This is a genomic window from Spiroplasma citri, from assembly GCF_001886855.1.
Classification (GTDB): Bacteria; Bacillota_I; Bacilli_A; order Mycoplasmatales; family Mycoplasmataceae; genus Spiroplasma; species Spiroplasma citri.
This window is the reverse complement of record NZ_CP013197.1, coordinates 1,027,663-1,044,924: the sequence shown is the minus strand read 5'-3', so window position 1 is coordinate 1,044,924 and position 17,262 is coordinate 1,027,663. Positions and strand designations below refer to the sequence as shown.

Genomic DNA, 17,262 nt, shown 5'->3' with positions numbered 1-17,262 from the left:
ATCTCAATAATTATTTTTATTAATATCTTTTTCATCTTTATTACCAATTAATTTTCAATTACTATCTTTTGTTGGTTGTTGTGGATTATTACCCCCCCGTTTTCATTGTTATTTGGTTTTTGACAACTAATTAATGATGTTGTACTTGTTGTTGTTAATCCGATTGTTCCTAAAATACTAAGTCATTTTTTCATATATATTGCTCCTTTTTATTTTTCTATATATAACTGATTTTATTTTATATTAATTATATATCAATTATTCGTATTAAATATTAATTTTATAAGTTAATGAAAGGTATATAAGTGTTATGTATAGTCATTTGAGTTTTATAGATAAAGTTAAATTAGAACAATTATTATTATCAAAAATGTTTTTAAAAAAGAATGGTGAACATAATATTTCTGTAATTGCTAAATTTTTGAATAGACATCGTAGTGCTATTTTACGAGAAATTAAGAGATTTAAAACTATTAAAGAATATAGTGCTTATAAGTCAGATGAAATGTATTATGAGAAAAGAAAAAAAATAATAAAAGATGTAAGTTTACGGAAGAACAGATTAATTTTATGAAAATTAGACTTAATAAATATCCTGATGCTCCGAGAGAATTTATTTATCGTTATTTTTTAAAATTTGGTGTTAAATTTCCGGTTTATGTTAAAACATTGTATAAATGAATTCGTTTAGGTTTTTATGGTTTTTTAAAACAGAATTTGCGACATCGTGGTAAAAGAAAAATTAAAATATTTTTAATTTTTTTAAATTTATGGTTGATTTTTGTAATTTTTATTATATTATTTAATTAATAAAGATTTTTTGCACTTCATTTTACATAATTCATTTTATTATAATGTTCGTGCTGACAAACTAATAATTTTTAATGTTTCTTCAATTTTATCTTTTAAATAATTTAAGTAATAATAGTTAATGATTGACTCTCGTAAAATTTTAAGTTTTTTGTCATAATTAGACTGTAGTTGTTTTTCACAATAATCAAAAATTCGTAAATTTTCTTGCCACATGTTTAAATTAACTTTAAAATGTTGTCGATATAATTTGCGATATTCGTTAAGGGCATTACTAATGCGGTTATGAATAAATTCAGTACTTTGATTAATAACACGCATAATTTGATAAATTAACCCTTCATGTTGTTGCAAGTTAATTTGTTTCGTGTTAAAAGTTTTTAAATTTTTTAATAATGTATACAACCAATCTTTTTTTGTATCAGAAATTTTTTCAACATTCGTAATTAAAGCTACTTCAGCCATTAACTGATTATAATATTCTGTAAAGTTAGTATTCACAAGTATTCCCCATTCCGTGATATAAAAAAATGCTAATAAAATTTTTAAAATAATTGTTCCATAGTTTCATTTTTTAAATTGTACTTTATATTATATCGTATTTATTTTAAAAATTCAATTTGGCTGTAATTATTTATTATTAAAACCAGCTATTTCAGGTTATTTTACTAAAATTATGTATAATGATATAAGAAGTATAACTGCTGATAGAAAGGGTTTCAATTTTAAATGGAGAAAAAATTAATTCGTAATTTTTCAATTATTGCTCATATTGACCATGGAAAGTCAACCTTAGCAGACCGGATTTTAGAGTTAACAGGAACAGTTGAAAAACGAGAAATGCAAGAACAATTATTGGATTCAATGGATTTAGAACGTGAACGAGGAATAACAATTAAATTAAATTCTGTTCAGTTAAAGTATCGGGCTCAAGATCAACAAGAGTATATTTTTCATTTAATTGATACTCCAGGACATGTTGATTTTACTTATGAAGTATCACGTAGTTTAGCAGCTTGTGAAGGAGCAATTTTAGTTGTTGATGCAGCACAAGGAATTGAAGCTCAAACATTAGCTAATGTTTATTTAGCAATTGATAATAATTTAGCAATTATTCCCGTTATTAATAAAATTGATTTACCATCAGCTGACCCAGACCGCGTTAAAGAAGAAATTGAAAATTTAATTGGAATCCCAACAACAAATGCACCATTAATTAGTGCTAAAACAGGATTAAATATTGAACAGGTATTAGAAGCAATTGTCAAGGATATTCCTGCCCCATTAGACGGCGATGATAATAATCCGTTGCAAGCATTAATTTTTGATTCATATTATGATAAATACCGAGGCGTAATGGTCTCAATTCGAGTTAATCAAGGAATTGTTCGCGTTGGTGAAAAAATTAAATTAATGAATACCGGTGCTGTTTATGAAGTTACCGAATTAGGAGTTAAAACCCCAAAAGAAGTTAAAAAAAACCAATTAGGAGCCGGTGAAGTAGGGTGATTAGCAGCAAGTATTAAAATGGTGCGTGATGTTCGGGTTGGTGATACGATTACAACTGTTGCTAATCCAGCGCAACAGCCATTGCCAGGATATAAAAAAATGAACCCAATGGTGTTTTGTGGCCTATACCCAATTGATTCTGCTAAATATAAAGATTTAAAAGAAGCCTTGGAAAAAATTCAGTTATCGGATGCTTCCCTTGTTTATGAGCCAGAGACATCGCAAGCATTAGGTTTTGGTTTTCGTTGTGGCTTTTTAGGATTATTACATATGGATGTAATCCAAGAACGATTAGAACGAGAATATAATTTAGAGTTAATTGCAACTGCACCATCGGTAATTTATCATGTTTATTTAACAAATAAGGAAATGATTAGCATTGATAATCCAAGTGAATTACCCGCTGTGCAAAAAATTGATCGCATTGAAGAACCATTTGTCAAAGCAACAATTATGACCCCCAAACAATATATTGGTTCATTAATGGAATTATGTCAAAATAAACGTGGGACATATGTTAATTTAGAGTATATTGATGATACGCGACGAATTTTGACTTATGAGATGCCATTAAATGAAATTGTTTTTGTTTTTTTTGATCGGTTAAAATCAATTAGTAAAGGTTATGCTTCGTTAGATTATGATTTTATTGGTTATCGTCCTAATAAATTAGTTAAAATGGATATTTTACTAAACAATGAAATTATTGATGCTTTATCAATTATTGTTCACCGTGATTTTGCTTATGGTCGTGGTAAAGCTCTCTGTGCAAAGTTAAAAGAAATTATTCTCCGTCAAAATTTTGAAGTTCCAATTCAAGCAGCCATTAATCATAAAGTTATTGCGCGAGAAGATATTAAAGCTATGCGTAAAAATGTATTAGCAAAATGTTATGGTGGCGATATTACCCGGAAAAAGAAATTGTTAGAAAAACAAAAAGAAGGAAAAAAACGAATGAAAGCAATTGGTTCTGTTGAAGTACCTCAAGAAGCTTTTATGGCTGTTTTAAAGTTAGATGATTAATTGCTATTGTTAGCAATTTTTTATTAATAAAAAGTGATATAATTAATAAAAGGTGATAACAATGAATCTAAAATATAATAATTTTTATCATAAGTTTCTTAGTTTCTTTTTATTAGCATTATTATTTTATGTTTTTTTATTTTGAGGAATTGGAATTATTTATCCAGTAAATAATTTTGTTTTTGATAATGTTCTTTTTAATTTAGCTTATGTAGTGTTAATTTCCTTTGTTTCTATTTTTGTGGTAGGAATTTTAACGCAAATTTTAATTAATTTTCGTTTTTATCAACAATCATTTGACCATTATAAATTATTGCTTAAAAATAATTGATTTGTTCTTTTAACATGACTATTAAATTTAATTTTATTAACAATAACATTAGCTTATAATTTTCAACGCTATATTGTTTTAGTTCAAAATCAACATTTAGCACGAATTCCATATTTAATTTTATTAAATTTATTTTACATTTTTTATCTTATTATTGGTTTATCATTGCTATTAACAATTGCTTTAGTTGTTATTTATGGGTTTTATCTTAAAAAAATTACTTGTTTTGTTATTTGAACTAATACGGAAATTTATAATGAATTATTTATAAATAATTTTACAGTTGATCTATTTGCCGCAATGATTCGATTTCTCCAACAAATGAATATTGTAGTGATTATTAAATCACTAATTTGTCGAACATTTTTAAAAGCACAATTACGAAAAACAAAATTATTAATTCAGTTTAAAAAGGAAAATTGTCCACCCTTATTTGGTTTATAATAAATATTTTTAAAAATAATATTTATGAATAATTTATTTTTGTGATTAAAGGAGTTTTTAAGTATGAAAAAATTAATGATGATTTTAGCATCACTAACATTTACTTCGGCTTCTATTACTTCAGTTGTTAGTTGCACTAATGTTGCTGATATTGCAAAGAAAACCAATTATCATGTCATTCCAAATGTTGCTAGTATCAAAGCAGCTATTCAAAAGTTAAATTATAATCCAGATAACTTTGCTGTTGATCTTGATCCAGGAATGAAAACAGCAACAATTCGCTCAATGCCATATGTTTCGAATCAACCATTTTTAGCAAAAAAAAATTAATTTGGATTGAACAACAAATGATTTAACAAAAATTATTACTTTGATTTCATTACCATATTCAGAAGAAGCAGTTGATAAACCAGCAGATCCTGCTCGTGTTTTAGCAGTGATGAATGTTTTAAATGGCACAAATTTTACAAGTGATGATGTTGAAGTTATTGTGGAAGATAATAATTATAAAATTATTGCGAAAGAAGGAGGTAATTTTACTGGTGAATTAGAAATTATCTCAGAAGCTGTTACGTTTGACCAAGTGTATCCAGTTGTTAATTTAGGGAATGTTTATTTAGCTAGTGATATTTATAATAATTGAAAGAAAGACCCAACAGGAAGTACATTAATTATAGCGGCAGCTCTAATGGAATTTAGTGGTGATCCTAATCGTTTTTCTGCTTTTTATAGTCAAGCTATTATGCAAGCCTTTATGCAAGGTGGGATTTTAGATATTAATATTGATGATCAATTAAATGGTACTTTTTACTTAAGTGGTAGTGTACCCAATATTTTTAATGATTCTAATGTTACTTTTAAATTTCATGTTATTTTAGATCACCGTAAATATTTAAATTATAACAATGAAAAACCAAAAAATATGGAACAAATTAAAGTTACACTAAATGAAACATATACTGGAAATAATTTAAATGACATTCGCTATGCTGTTGTTAAACAACTGTTGGGACAATTTTTTGCAGAACAGTATAAAGACCTTTGATATGATGAGCTTTTAGTTGACAAGCCATATAATACAGATAAAAAAGAAATTGTTTTTCGCGCAAAACCAGGTTCAAAAATTTTGGCATCTTCTGATAAAATGGCATCAATTTTAACAAAACAGCCATTTTATCAAATTATTGCAACATTACAAGAAAAAATAAAATGAAGTAATTATGATTGAAAAAATGTTAGACTAAAACTAGTTTTATTTAAAACTATTTTTTTATTGTTTAAATAAACATAGTTTTTTACAAGTTCAAAAAAGTTATTTTTTAATTTTTAAAGTGCATTATCTTGTTGAAAATAAAATAATATATTATATAGTGTAATTGGATATACGTTATTATGATTCAGAATTATAAAGTTTAACATTCATTTAATCGTTAGTTAGCAATTAGCGGCTAATTCATTTTATTTTTAAATTTATCAATCTTCTTGAATCTGGTAGGGTGGTTGGGGTGTTAAGCGAAAAGATATAGATATTTTTTAATGTATTAAATATCAAATATCAATTAGCAAAACATATTAACTTTTAGTTGTTTCAGAATAATAATTAAAAATAATTCCCTTGTCTATTTTACAAAAACCTGGTCTGTAAAATGATTTGTTATACAAATATGTCCATTCTTTTTAATTCTTTAAACTAAGTAGCAAATCGATTTTTAATAAACATAATTAATAAAAATAATATATATAACCTGAATTATTTAATTATTGCTGAAAAAATATAATTATCAACATAATAAGCATTACCCTGAGTCAAAGTTATGTTACGATTATGTGAAGTAATACTAGTTTTAAATTTAAAACTAGTATCTTTTTTATTTTAAATTTTGGTTTAATTAAAATGGTAAATAACAAACAATTTTTACATTTTATTATTGGTTTTTATAGAAATAGGGTATAATTACAATATATACTTAATAATATGTATGGTTTGTTATGGCTAAAAGATAGGTGAAAAAAATGGAGAAATTACGTGGAGTGTCATTAACTTTCTTAACAATTGGCGGAATTTTTAGTGCGTTACTGTTTGGGATATTAATTATGGTAGCAAATAAAATTAATAGTCAAATGTTCCTTTATAATGCTGCATACATGCTATTACAAGATATTGCCCTTTTGGTTTTACAGTTCTCAAATATGACAGTATATAATAATATAATTACAAAACCAGAATTAGTTGGTGCTATTTTAATTGGAATTTCTAGTTTTTTAGTATTAATGTATTTAATTCCAAATTATTTATCAAAAAATAATAGTTATAAAGTCTTTGGAATAAGTTGAGCTTTTATTATTGGATTAATATCTTGCGTTTTATTAACAATGGCTGTTGCGCTTGCTGGTCAACCAAGAAGTCTTAATGCTGGTTTAAATATTTTTAAATTAAATTTACCGATTAATTCAGGATTTATTTTGTTATTTATTGGTCCAGGATTAACTTTCTTTGGTAGTTGATTTGCAATAACTTATTATAGTAAAACACGAAAAACAAAATCATTAACGCAAGATCAAAAAAATAATTTAACAGCGATTAATTTTGAAACTGGTAAAATTGGTGCTCGTGGTTTAACACCCCAAAAAGAAATGGTAAGTCAAAGTGAACTTACTCCTCTTGAAGAAACAAAAAATCCTATTAACAACAAATCAGTTTCAACAACAAATGATTTAAAAGCGAAGATGACCTTATTGAAAGCGAAGATGGCTCGGAATGCTCTTTTACATGAACAAGGTGAAGCAGCACATCTTCTACCAGTAGAAGAAGATAATAATGCTACTAATTCAAAGCCAACAATTCGTGTTGGTGCAGAAGGACAATATTTACCTACAATTAAAGAGAACGAAGGAATTGTTGATGAATCACCCGTAGCACTACTTATTGAACAAGAAGGTGACTTTGTACAAAAAGGTGATATTATTAAACATCGTGATTATTCAGCACCTATTTTTAGTACGGAAAGTTCGCCTTCAAAAGGAAAATTAAATTCATATGATTCAATTATTATTCCAAAATCAAAACAACATATGTCATTAGATAAAACAGTATTAGCTCAACGAATTGGTTCAGTGCCAAAACCAAGTGGTAAACAACGCATTAATCCCAATGCTCGCGTTGATAGTTCTTATGATGGTAAAGTTTTTTTAGGTGATATTGATAAAATTTGAACAGCTGGCAAAAAATACCGTGAAGATATTACAAAAAAACCAGCAACTAATAATTCTTTGCAATCATCAGAGTTACACCATAATTTTGAGAATGAAAATGATGATAAAATAGATGATAATCATTAATTAATCCATATTTATTATAGGGGGAGGAACAGCATGGCATTCGAAAAAGTGCTACCATATCAGGGTAATTTAATTAAATATGATTTAATTATTAAAGAACAAAAGAATATTGTGTTAAATGTTAATAATGGTAAAATTAAAGTATCAGCCCCTAGTTATGCCCATGATTGAGAAATTGAAGCTCTAATTTATAAAAATATTAAGAAAATTATTACTGTAATTGATTTTCACGATAATTATCGAAAGATTGTTATTAATCCAAATGGAACAGGTTATGTTTATGTTTTTAATGAAAAATATCCATTGCAACTAACGAATGAGAATATTCATACTAAAATTGTTAATCGACAATATTTTTTATTAAAAGATGCTGGTAGTTATGATGAAAATGTTAAGAAGTTACATCATTTTTTAAAGCAAAAATTTAGTTATAAATTTGAGCAATTATTAAATAAATGAGCAACAATAATGAATTTATCTTATAAAAATTTAACAATTAAAGCAATGGTTCGCAAATGAGGTGTTTGTTATCCTCAAACGGAAAAAATTGTTTTAAATACAAAATTAATTCATTTTGATTCAACAGTATTGGAATATGTAATTATTCATGAATTATCACATTTAGTTCATCATAATCATTCTAAGTTTTTTTGATATTATGTTGAAAAATATATGCCAAATTATCGTGAAAAAGTTGAAATTTTAAAAAAACCAGGGATTTAAAATGGTTTTCTTTTTAATTTAATATAATCAAGTAAGGAGTTAAGAAATATGCTTTATATTAGTAATCAACAAGACACAAAAAATCTTGAAAATTTTATTTTTAATCAATTTGATATTCCTCCAGTTAAATTAATGGCAAAAGCAGCAGAAGGCTTATTTCATCATTTGAATTTAGCAGTTCATAGTTTTTTAATTTTAACTAATGTTGATAATAATGGTTGGGATGGCTTTTGTTTAGCGAAATTAATTAATGATTATGATGGAACAAAAAAGATTCATATTCATATTTGCACGGATAAAAAAACCTTTGATAATGCTAAAACCCGACTGTATAAATTATTTTGGGGTATTTAATATATTTTAAGAAATTATGGAATAAATAATCCATCTACTTAACTTAAAGATACCATGTTTAATTTTATTGTCAACAAATTTTTATATTTTTTAAATTTAATCACAACAAAAAATGCATTTTTATTAAAATTATTTAACTTAAAAATAAAATTAATAAAGATGTAAATTTTGCTGTTTAGTTTTATTAAAATTATTATATAAAATACTATTATTTTCTGGTGGTTTAAAATCCTTAATATTATTTCTTAATTTTAGCATACTAGTATTCAATTTATTTTTAACAGTTTTTTCGCTATAAATTCCTTTTTTAGAAAATATCCCCTTACCATAATGGGAAACATCACCCTCCATATGACAACCGATATTATTTCATAATGTTTGATTTTTAATGCCCTCTTCGTTATTTTTAATTAAATTAATTGTTTTTCTTAAAAACTTTTTAGAACTAGGAATAAATGACTTACTTTCTTTTAAACATTGTAATAATTCATAATATTTTCCATTATAAAAATAATCAACAACTTGTTTAAAAGTTTCTTCATTTTCTTTAATTATTCTTCGGTGGGGTAATAAATCCTTAAATCTTTTTACTAAATGAAATTTGTCTATTGTATAATGAACTTTGTTATTAGGGAAACAATTTGCAATATCTTTTTTAACCCCTTTAATTCAATTTGCTCCATCACCTAAAATCATAATTTCGGTATCATCTTGAATATTATAATTACTTATTATCAAAAGTATTAATTTAACAACAAAACGGGTTAATTTTGTTTTTTTAGAAATATAAATTGGAATATTATCTATTTCGTAAACACCTAACTTATTTGCAATTACATGTCTTTTTTCGGTTGATTTTTCTTGATCATAACCAGTATGAACAGTGGACAATAATGTGTGTTTTTTAACCTTTTTTCTATCGCATTCTATTTTAAGGAAAGTTCCATCCACTTGAATATATAAAGTATGTGGGACATTTATTTTGATATTGGTATTATTAATATAATATTTGTCTTTTGTTGTTGCATTTTTTATAATATTTGAAATTGACATTAAACTAATTTTTGCTTGTTCTAAGGCATGTAAAATATCGCGGTATTTTTTATCATCACTTAAAAACAATAAAATTCTTTCTTTAACATCATTTCCTACTTTTTGTCATTTTTTAATTAGTAAAAATTCATCTAAAATAAAAATATATTCTTCTTTTCCTGTTATTGTGTTAATTTTATAATATCTTCGTCTGTTAAACGTTATTTTACCTTTTAAAGTAATTAATGTTCTTTTAATATTATCTTTTACTCGATAATGTTTAAATTTATCATATTTTTGATAATTTTGAAAAATAAGATCATCTATATTTTCTAACCTATATGCAATTTCTCCAACAGCATATCTATTCAAATCTTCATATGTTTTATTAAAAAAGTTTTCACCATTAATAATATTATTAATATCCATTTTAAAGTTGTTTCCTTTCGTGATTTAAAAATAAATCATCACACACATTAAAATAAACACCTAAAAAAAGCAAGTTATTTTTAACTTGTTTTTCAAATATTTAATTTTTTTAATATTATTTAATACAATTTTGATACTTTTTTTATAACAAAAATATTATATCTTAATTTAAAATAAAAAAAACAAGATTTTTTAACCTTGCTTATAATAATTTTCGTTAAAATAAATTTTTATCATTATTCTTTGTATATATTTATATTCATTATATAATTTTTATATAAATAAAATATTAAGAAAGGACTGACTTTTTATGAAAAAAAGATTAAGTTTTTTAGGAGCAATTACATTACTAGGAACAAGCACAACAAGTTTAGTTGCTTGTAATAATATACCACAATATAACGAAGATGAATTACAACAACTAAAAAAAGAAAACCAAATATACACAAATTTCCAAGAAATAAAAGAAAACTTAGAATGAATAGCACCACAAGAAAAACCTTTTAATCAAGTTGATAATAAATATTATTTTGTTGTGTGGCGTGGCAATGAAAATGATGTTTGAGAAATTGTTAAGTTTAAAAATGATACAAAATTAGAAGATAAAAAAGATAAAAAAATAGATTTTAAAAGTGATTATGAATTATTTTTGTATAAAGCTCCATATTTTTCGGTAGATTTAATAATTAATAAAATTAATAACCCTGTCTCTATTGTTCAATGACGAGAATATATAAAAAATAAAAATTATTTTAAAGCAGTTTATCGTTGAAATGGTGATGAGCAAAAATTACCTGATTTAATTGTTGATAATAATGGCAATGTAAAAGTTAATAGTGAATAAAAAAAGCAATTTTTACTAAATTGCTTTTTTAATTTATTTAATTTTCTTTTTCATCATCTTTTTTAATTATGTCATTAATATTATCTTCTTTATTTTCACCTAGCAAAATACATTCATTATTAATTTTTTCTTTTAATTTTAGCATTAGTTTATTAATTTCAGTGAATAAAATTGGCAATCCCAATGTTAAACCGTGAACTATTCAATATGCTAATCGTAGAAAAAATAACTTAGTCTTTTTCTTTTTCATTTTTATTACCATCCTTGTTTTTTTTGTCTGATATTTATTTTGTTGTTATTAGCAAGTTTGTTATTTATGATTGTAATAACATCTAATTTCGTATTAATATTATTAATTTCAATTTTAATATCGTTTATTTTTTCTTTTAATTCTTTATTTTCATCTCTAATTTTTTGTTGTTTTTTACTCAAAATAGTTGCTGTTATGCCAGTTGTCCCACCAGTAAAAAGTGATATAACCAAAACAATAATTTCTAAAATAGTTTCACTCATTTTTTATTCTCCTTATTATCAAATTAATGGTTTTCAACTTCCAAATGCTATTAAACCAATAGCGGCCGTTGTCACAATACCACGCTGTGCTTTATCTCATGTTTTAAAATCTTTTCATACTCAAAATTTAATCATCCCACCATCATATTTTAATATCGGTGATCATTCTTCTCCACCATTTCAACGATAAACTGCTTTAAAATAATTTTTATTTTTTATATATTCTCGTCATTGAACAATAGAGACAGGGTTATTAATTTTATTAATTATTAAATCTACCGAAAAATATGGAGCTTTATACAAAAATAATTCATAATCACTTTTAAAATCTATTTTTTTATCTTTTTTATCTTCTAATTTTGTATCATTTTTAAACTTAACAATTTCTCAAACATCATTTTCATTGCCACGCCACACAACAAAATAATATTTATTATCAACTTGATTAAAAGGTTGTTCGTCTGGTGTCATTTCTTTTAATCTGCTTTTGACATATTTGGCACTGCTTTCTATTTTGTAGGGCATTTCTCTAATTCTTTTGTCTAGTTGTGCTGTTTTTTGATTCATTTTTTCCATTTCTTTATTTCATTTTTTATTGAATTCTTCCTTTTTTTCTTGGGTATATTCACAAAAATTAATAAAATTGTTGGGGTCTTTGATTGATTGATAACGAATGGGAACTCGTGCGGTATATTCTCAATTAAAGGATTTTATTTTTTCGCCTTTTAGGGGTAAATTAAAACTAAGAATAGGGAATTCATAAATTCCGTCTTTATGTCTTGTGTTTAAGTTATCTTGGATTAATCTTCCTTTGTCTGTTCATACAAAATATTCGCTAGCACATTTATTTTGATAAATTGCTTGGTATTTAAAATTATTTACTTGATTAATGTTATCGATTATGGCGGTTGCTATTGTTTTTGAATTATCGTTTCAAGTCATGGCACTTTTAATATTTTTTCATGGTTTGTTTTCTTCTTCGTTGGTTTTTTCAAAATAGAATTTATTGTCAATTCCGCTTGGTTCAACTTCGTCAATTTTAGTGTTAATGGGGCATTGTTCTAATAATTCTGTTAATTTTTCAATTTGTTCGCTTTTGTTTTCACCTAAACTTTCAATAAATTTTTTATTAATATATTGGTATTTTTCATCGGGGTTGTCTATATCGGGGATTGGATATACTAATGGTGCTTTTGACATATCTATTTTAATTGTTAAAAATATTGTTGTTGTTGTTGTTTCTGCTTGGTTTTTTGCATAGGGAATTAAGTCGTTGATATCGTTTGTGGTGTTGTTTTCTACTTTAATCATTCTTCCGCAAATGCTTAAATAAAAAAATGGTATTTCTTTGTTTCCTTTTTTTGTTTTTATTTTTACTTGAATTCCGTTGTCTTCATATTTGAATTCTGCTTCTAATTTTTCTTGTTCGCCAAATCCGTAAAATAAAAAACCAGTTGAATTGTTATCACATAGTTTTAACATTTCTTCGTTATAATTATCGCTATTCCCTAATAAGTTTATAGCGTTTTTATTGCTTAATTCTTTATTAGCATAGTAGGGGATTGTTTGGTTTCTTAACAAAAAATCATAGTATATTGCTTGGTCGCGGTCTGTTAAATAATCTTCTGTATTGTCAAATGTTATAAATCTAAATGCCATTTTTTTACCTCTCTTTTATAAATATTTTTTTCTAATTTGTTAGATGTTTTATCTCATTCACTATGTAATGCGTTATTAGCAATCATGTTTTTATTCATTGTTTCTTCAAAGTTGTTAAAATTATTGTTTAGATCGTTGTTTAGTTTTGTGTGTGGTTTTAAGTCTTCTCAATATTTTTGATTTTCTTTTATATTGTAAATTGTGTTATTTTGTAATTGATAAGTAAATAATTCAATATCATAGCTTCATTCTTCATTTTTAATATCTTCTCATGATAAATTACTTTCATTTAATAATTCGTTTGTTAGTATTTTAATTTCGTTCTTTTTTGTTCTTAAATTAATATTAAAAATAATTTTTTTAATTGAATTTCTATTGGTTGCTTGTAATTCATATTCTGTATCTTCTTCAATTTCAATAATTCGCCCATAAATTAATATATATGTATGATTAAAAACAACTTTATTTCCAAGGTGTCTTTTATTAACTCTTTTTCTTCGTTTAAAAAAATAATATTTTTATCTTTAACAAAAAAACTAACAAAAAAATCTTGAATAATTCCATCATCACACGCTTCTACATTACAATTAGGAAATGTTTTTAAAACTATTGCCATAATTTAACCACCTTATTATTTTCATTATTATCTAACATAAAAAATCACCAGCCTTAACAATAATAATTAACCCCATCATTTATTGTCGTCGTGATGATACCGTCATTAAAAATATTTGTCAAATAAAAAAAGACAATTTATATTGTCTTTAAAATATAACAATGATAAAATCAACTAGTGTAAAATTAAATAATTTTAACAAAAAAATATTTTTTAATTAAATTTATAATATATAGGGATAATAATAAATTAAAAAAGAAAATACATTAATAAAAATTTTTAAAAGGATTTAAATATATGAATAATTATTATATTTTTATAGATGATAGTGGCAATATTTATTTAACTAGTAAGGAAAGTTATTTTGTATATGGTGCATTAATTTTTAATGATTTTAATAAAGTTGTTGAATTTGAAACAAAATGAAAAAATAATTTACAAAGTAAATTTGGTAAAATAGCCGAAAAAAAAGCTAGTGAAAAAATAAATCGAGGAGCTAGAAATTCATTTTATGATATAATAATTAATTTTTCTTACTCAAAAGCATATATAGTTGCCAATAAAAAAAATATTATAAATTAAAAGAAATTGAATATAATTATAATTATATGCTAGAAAATATTCAAGATTCAAATAAGGATAAAATTAAAAGACTAATAAAAAAAGATAGAAAAAAAATGTATGAAATACAAAAAACTTATTTAATATCAAGTTTAGTTTCTGAAATAATTAAAAAACTAAAAATAAAAAATAAATCAAATGTAAAAATTATTATAGATATTGATAATTTTAATTTTACTTTTGATGAATGAAATAATTATTTTAACAATATGCATCCTTATTTAAAATTTAAAAAAATTAATTATGAATTACAAATAGTTGATTCTAAAAAAAATTTCATTTTACAAGGATCGGATTTTTGAGCAAATGCTGTTTGAAGAAATTTTGAAAGAAATAATAATGATTTTTTTTCTTATTTTTTAATTGAAAATGATGATGAAAATATTTTTGAAGTTAAACACCCTTGAAATGAATGATAAATAGTATATAATATAATCATAGGTGGGCCGTATGGACTTGTCCGCTATCGGTAAGAGCATTGTTTGTTTCCCCACCTAAAAAAGAGATTTAATAATCTCTTTTTTATTTTTGAGAATATATTTTATATAATTCAATATAAATTCGGTCTTTATTATCGCGAAAGATTTTATAAGCAAATAGAAGAGCAATAAATCCATCAATCCTTTTGTTTTTTGATCTTTTAATTGGCATCATATTTTCTTTTTCTTCATCAATAAGAACATCAACATTATTAAAGTGTAATTTTAATAATGGGTTTTGATTAAAAACAAATTTATTGTCATCAAATTCTAATTTAAGGGCTTTTATAATTGGGCTAATTGTTCTTACTCCAAATCTAATTAAATTATTTATAAGATAAAATCCTGCATTATCTAAATGTTGTTTTAAAAGATATGAGTTAAAAGTATCATATCCTATACCATAACAAATTAAATTATATTTTTTCATTATATTTATAATATAATTAACAATTTCACTAATGTTGATTTCTTCTCCTTTGCATAATGCTAATATTCCTTGTTCTTGGTAAAGTTTATATGGTATTTTATCTTCTGTTGTTTTTTCAATTATTCTTGCTTCTGGCATAAAAAATTGTGATAATAATATAAATTCATTTGTGTCTAAATTTGGGATTAAAAATACAACTGCACTTAGATCGTTTGTTTTTGATAAATCAATTCCAATAGTACAAATTCTATTTTTTATTAAGTATTCATCGGTATTAATAATTTTATTATTTTTAGTTTCTAAATCTAATCGACTAAAAAGGGCACTATCTAAATTGCTTTTTAAATTACAATGTTTAATTAAAAAATTTGGTTGTTGAGTTGGTGTAATTAATGCTTCTTGTCATTCGGCTTTAAAATTATCAATATATTTAGAAATACCCAAATTTGGATTAGCTTTATAAAGATTGTTAAAATTTTTTCATTCATTTCTTTCATCAAGTTCATAAATTCAAGGTAAAAATTTATTATCTTTTATTGTGTTTTCTAAAACTTTCTCAGCATAAGAATATCTTTCATCGAAAATATTTTCTCTAATAGATCCATTGGTTGTTATTAATAACATTAAATAATCTTTTCTTTTTGCGGTTGCTGTTCGCATAACATCATAAATGTCACGCTTTTCCATCATTGCTACTTCATCTAAAACAACAAAATAGGGGTTTAAACCATCTAATGTTTTTGTTTCTGATGATAGTGGTTGAAAAAAAGAATTATTATGTATAAACTCTATTTTATCTCGCTTAACTTTTAAAATTTTATTTAAGTTAGGATTAATAAAAATCATTCGTCGCATTTCTTCATAAACTCTTTTTGCTTGATCTCGTTTGGTTGCAATAGAATAAAGTTCGGCATTTGCTTCATTATCTATAAAATTAAACTTTTTAAAGCGATTGCAGAAGCAAGGGCGGTTTTTTCATTTCCTCTTCCGACAATTAAGAGTGCTTCTTTAAATCTTCTTAAATTTGTTTTTTTATCATAAAAACCATATAATGCTTCTAAAAATGCTTTTTGCCATAATTCTAATTTAAAATTTTGTTTATTATATTCTCCAGTTGTATGAAAGCAAGATTTTTCAATAAAGCTAATTGTTTTATTTGCTTCTTTGTGATTAAAATAATAATCTTTATTTGATTTTAATTCTTTTACTAATGTGGAAACAATTTTTTTAATTTTTATTCCAACTTTATTTTTATTGGAGTTTTTATTTATTCATTCATAATATAGTTCTAAATTTGTTTTTTCATTATTTGCTTGCATTCTTATTTTTCCTCTGAATTATCATATAAATTATTAAAATTAAAAGTATCGGAATTATCTTTTTGATTAGCTATTTTTATTCATTGTTCTATTATTTCATATCCAGCTTTATAATCTTTATATGCTTGTCCATAAGAAATTAAAGCGGGGTGTCTTACTTCTTTTGGTTTTCCACGATTATTATCGGTTTCAGAAAATAATTTACCGTCATTAATTAAGGTTTGGATTTCATTATTAATGTTATTTAAAGTTAATTTAAGGGTACAAAATTCTTCTAAAAAATCAAGTTTAATAATATCTAAAATAACATTTTTTTCTTTTAAAAATCGTTTATATTTATTTATTAATTTTTCTTTATCTTTTTCTCAATTTAAAAGGTTTTTTTGTTGGTTTAAGTTATTGTTTTCTTTTGTTAAAATGCTTTCATTTTTTGTCAAAAAAGGGGCATTTTTTGTTAAATTTTGGCTATTTTTTGCTTGTTTTTTGCTATTTTTTAACTCATTCATTTATAAAAACTCCTTTATTTACGGGGTTTTTTATTATTTTTAGTATAAAAGTGCGGTTTTTTTCAAAATTAAAAAAAGTGTACACGGAACCCCACCACATCGGAACCCAAAAAGTCCTTATTTTAAAGGACTTATAGGGGGTATATAAGTAAAATAAAATTAATATTTATATAACTAATTACACCGTGATGATACCGTCATTAAAAATATTTGTCAAATAAAAATATATAAATATTAATTTTAAAAAATAAATATTTAATAATATATTCTATATATGAAAA

The 17,262-nt window shown here is 24.2% G+C and carries 20 protein-coding genes and 1 pseudogene; 11 read left to right on the top strand and 10 right to left on the bottom strand.

From position 1 onward, the window contains the following. Positions 1-47: 47 nt before the first annotated feature. Positions 48-194, bottom strand: coding sequence for a lipoprotein (locus SCITRI_RS10165; RefSeq protein ID WP_157092870.1), 147 nt, complete (start codon positions 192-194; stop codon positions 48-50). A gap of 116 nt (positions 195-310) precedes the next feature. On the opposite strand from SCITRI_RS10165, the pseudogene SCITRI_RS05950 reads away from it, so the two are divergent. After that, a pseudogene (locus SCITRI_RS05950) lies at positions 311-738 on the top strand (IS30 family transposase); the annotation flags it as partial. 111 nt (positions 739-849) lie between these two features. Here SCITRI_RS05950 and SCITRI_RS05945 read toward each other — a convergent pair. Next, positions 850-1,311, bottom strand: a complete 462-nt coding sequence (locus tag SCITRI_RS05945) for a hypothetical protein (RefSeq protein ID WP_071937607.1) — start codon at positions 1,309-1,311, stop codon at positions 850-852. Between the two features lie 228 nt (positions 1,312-1,539). On the opposite strand from SCITRI_RS05945, the gene lepA reads away from it, so the two are divergent. From lepA to SCITRI_RS05910, 7 genes are all read left to right on the top strand, one after another. Beyond that, entirely contained in the window at positions 1,540-3,342 is a 1,803-nt protein-coding gene (gene lepA / locus SCITRI_RS05940; protein WP_071937606.1) for a translation elongation factor 4, read from the top strand. A gap of 61 nt (positions 3,343-3,403) precedes the next feature. Then, positions 3,404-4,117 (top strand): hypothetical protein, encoded by a 714-nt coding sequence (locus tag SCITRI_RS05935; protein ID WP_071937605.1) that lies wholly within the window; start codon positions 3,404-3,406, stop codon positions 4,115-4,117. Between the two features lie 63 nt (positions 4,118-4,180). Next, positions 4,181-4,447, top strand: a complete 267-nt coding sequence (locus SCITRI_RS05930; protein ID WP_071937604.1) for a Vmc-like lipoprotein signal peptide domain-containing protein — start codon at positions 4,181-4,183, stop codon at positions 4,445-4,447. Between the two features lies 1 nt (position 4,448). Next, complete coding sequence (locus SCITRI_RS05925) at positions 4,449-5,402, top strand: hypothetical protein (RefSeq protein ID WP_071937603.1); 954 nt, start codon at positions 4,449-4,451, stop codon at positions 5,400-5,402. Positions 5,403-6,130: 728 nt separating this feature from the next. Next, positions 6,131-7,456: an MFS transporter gene (locus SCITRI_RS05920; RefSeq protein WP_071937602.1), complete on the top strand. Its 1,326-nt coding sequence runs from the start codon at positions 6,131-6,133 to the stop codon at positions 7,454-7,456. Positions 7,457-7,489: 33 nt separating this feature from the next. Next, positions 7,490-8,179 carry a M48 family metallopeptidase gene (locus SCITRI_RS05915; protein WP_071937601.1) on the top strand — a complete coding sequence of 230 codons (690 nt, stop codon included), beginning with the start codon at positions 7,490-7,492 and terminating at the stop codon, positions 8,177-8,179. Between the two features lie 48 nt (positions 8,180-8,227). After that, positions 8,228-8,533: a hypothetical protein gene (locus tag SCITRI_RS05910; protein WP_071937600.1), complete on the top strand. Its 306-nt coding sequence runs from the start codon at positions 8,228-8,230 to the stop codon at positions 8,531-8,533. Between the two features lie 150 nt (positions 8,534-8,683). Here the strand turns inward: SCITRI_RS05910 and SCITRI_RS05905 are convergent, their stop codons facing one another. After that, positions 8,684-9,994: an Mbov_0401 family ICE element transposase-like protein gene (locus SCITRI_RS05905; protein WP_071937599.1), complete on the bottom strand. Its 1,311-nt coding sequence runs from the start codon at positions 9,992-9,994 to the stop codon at positions 8,684-8,686. Between the two features lie 310 nt (positions 9,995-10,304). Here SCITRI_RS05905 and SCITRI_RS05900 point away from each other — a divergent pair, with 310 nt between their 5' ends. After that, positions 10,305-10,838, top strand: coding sequence for a lipoprotein (locus SCITRI_RS05900; protein WP_071937598.1), 534 nt, complete (start codon positions 10,305-10,307; stop codon positions 10,836-10,838). A gap of 37 nt (positions 10,839-10,875) precedes the next feature. Here the strand turns inward: SCITRI_RS05900 and SCITRI_RS05895 are convergent, their stop codons facing one another. From SCITRI_RS05895 to SCITRI_RS05880, 4 genes are all read right to left on the bottom strand, one after another. After that, on the bottom strand, positions 10,876-11,088 hold the full coding sequence (locus tag SCITRI_RS05895; RefSeq protein WP_071937172.1) for a hypothetical protein: 213 nt from the start codon (positions 11,086-11,088) through the stop codon (positions 10,876-10,878). Between the two features lie 5 nt (positions 11,089-11,093). Next, positions 11,094-11,351, bottom strand: a complete 258-nt coding sequence (locus SCITRI_RS05890) for a hypothetical protein (protein ID WP_071937597.1) — start codon at positions 11,349-11,351, stop codon at positions 11,094-11,096. A gap of 15 nt (positions 11,352-11,366) precedes the next feature. Further along, the gene (locus tag SCITRI_RS05885) at positions 11,367-13,010 is read right to left on the bottom strand and encodes a hypothetical protein (RefSeq protein WP_071937596.1); all 1,644 of its coding nucleotides are present in this window, start codon (positions 13,008-13,010) and stop codon (positions 11,367-11,369) included. A gap of 433 nt (positions 13,011-13,443) precedes the next feature. Beyond that, positions 13,444-13,626, bottom strand: a complete 183-nt coding sequence (locus SCITRI_RS05880) for a hypothetical protein (protein ID WP_071937595.1) — start codon at positions 13,624-13,626, stop codon at positions 13,444-13,446. Between the two features lie 297 nt (positions 13,627-13,923). On the opposite strand from SCITRI_RS05880, the gene SCITRI_RS05875 reads away from it, so the two are divergent. Then, positions 13,924-14,208, top strand: coding sequence for a DUF3800 domain-containing protein (locus tag SCITRI_RS05875; RefSeq protein WP_071937594.1), 285 nt, complete (start codon positions 13,924-13,926; stop codon positions 14,206-14,208). A 95-nt stretch (positions 14,209-14,303) separates the two neighbouring features. Continuing rightward, on the top strand, positions 14,304-14,666 hold the full coding sequence (locus tag SCITRI_RS05870; protein WP_147077398.1) for a DUF3800 domain-containing protein: 363 nt from the start codon (positions 14,304-14,306) through the stop codon (positions 14,664-14,666). Positions 14,667-14,769: 103 nt separating this feature from the next. Here the strand turns inward: SCITRI_RS05870 and SCITRI_RS05865 are convergent, their stop codons facing one another. From SCITRI_RS05865 to SCITRI_RS05855, 3 genes are read right to left on the bottom strand one after another with little or no spacing between them, the layout of a single operon-like run. Then, complete coding sequence (locus tag SCITRI_RS05865) at positions 14,770-16,053, bottom strand: terminase TerL endonuclease subunit (RefSeq protein ID WP_237238201.1); 1,284 nt, start codon at positions 16,051-16,053, stop codon at positions 14,770-14,772. Positions 16,054-16,082: 29 nt separating this feature from the next. Then, positions 16,083-16,475, bottom strand: coding sequence for a terminase large subunit domain-containing protein (locus tag SCITRI_RS05860; RefSeq protein ID WP_071937591.1), 393 nt, complete (start codon positions 16,473-16,475; stop codon positions 16,083-16,085). A 2-nt stretch (positions 16,476-16,477) separates the two neighbouring features. Next, positions 16,478-16,981 (bottom strand): hypothetical protein, encoded by a 504-nt coding sequence (locus SCITRI_RS05855; RefSeq protein ID WP_071937568.1) that lies wholly within the window; start codon positions 16,979-16,981, stop codon positions 16,478-16,480. Positions 16,982-17,262: the final 281 nt, after the last annotated feature.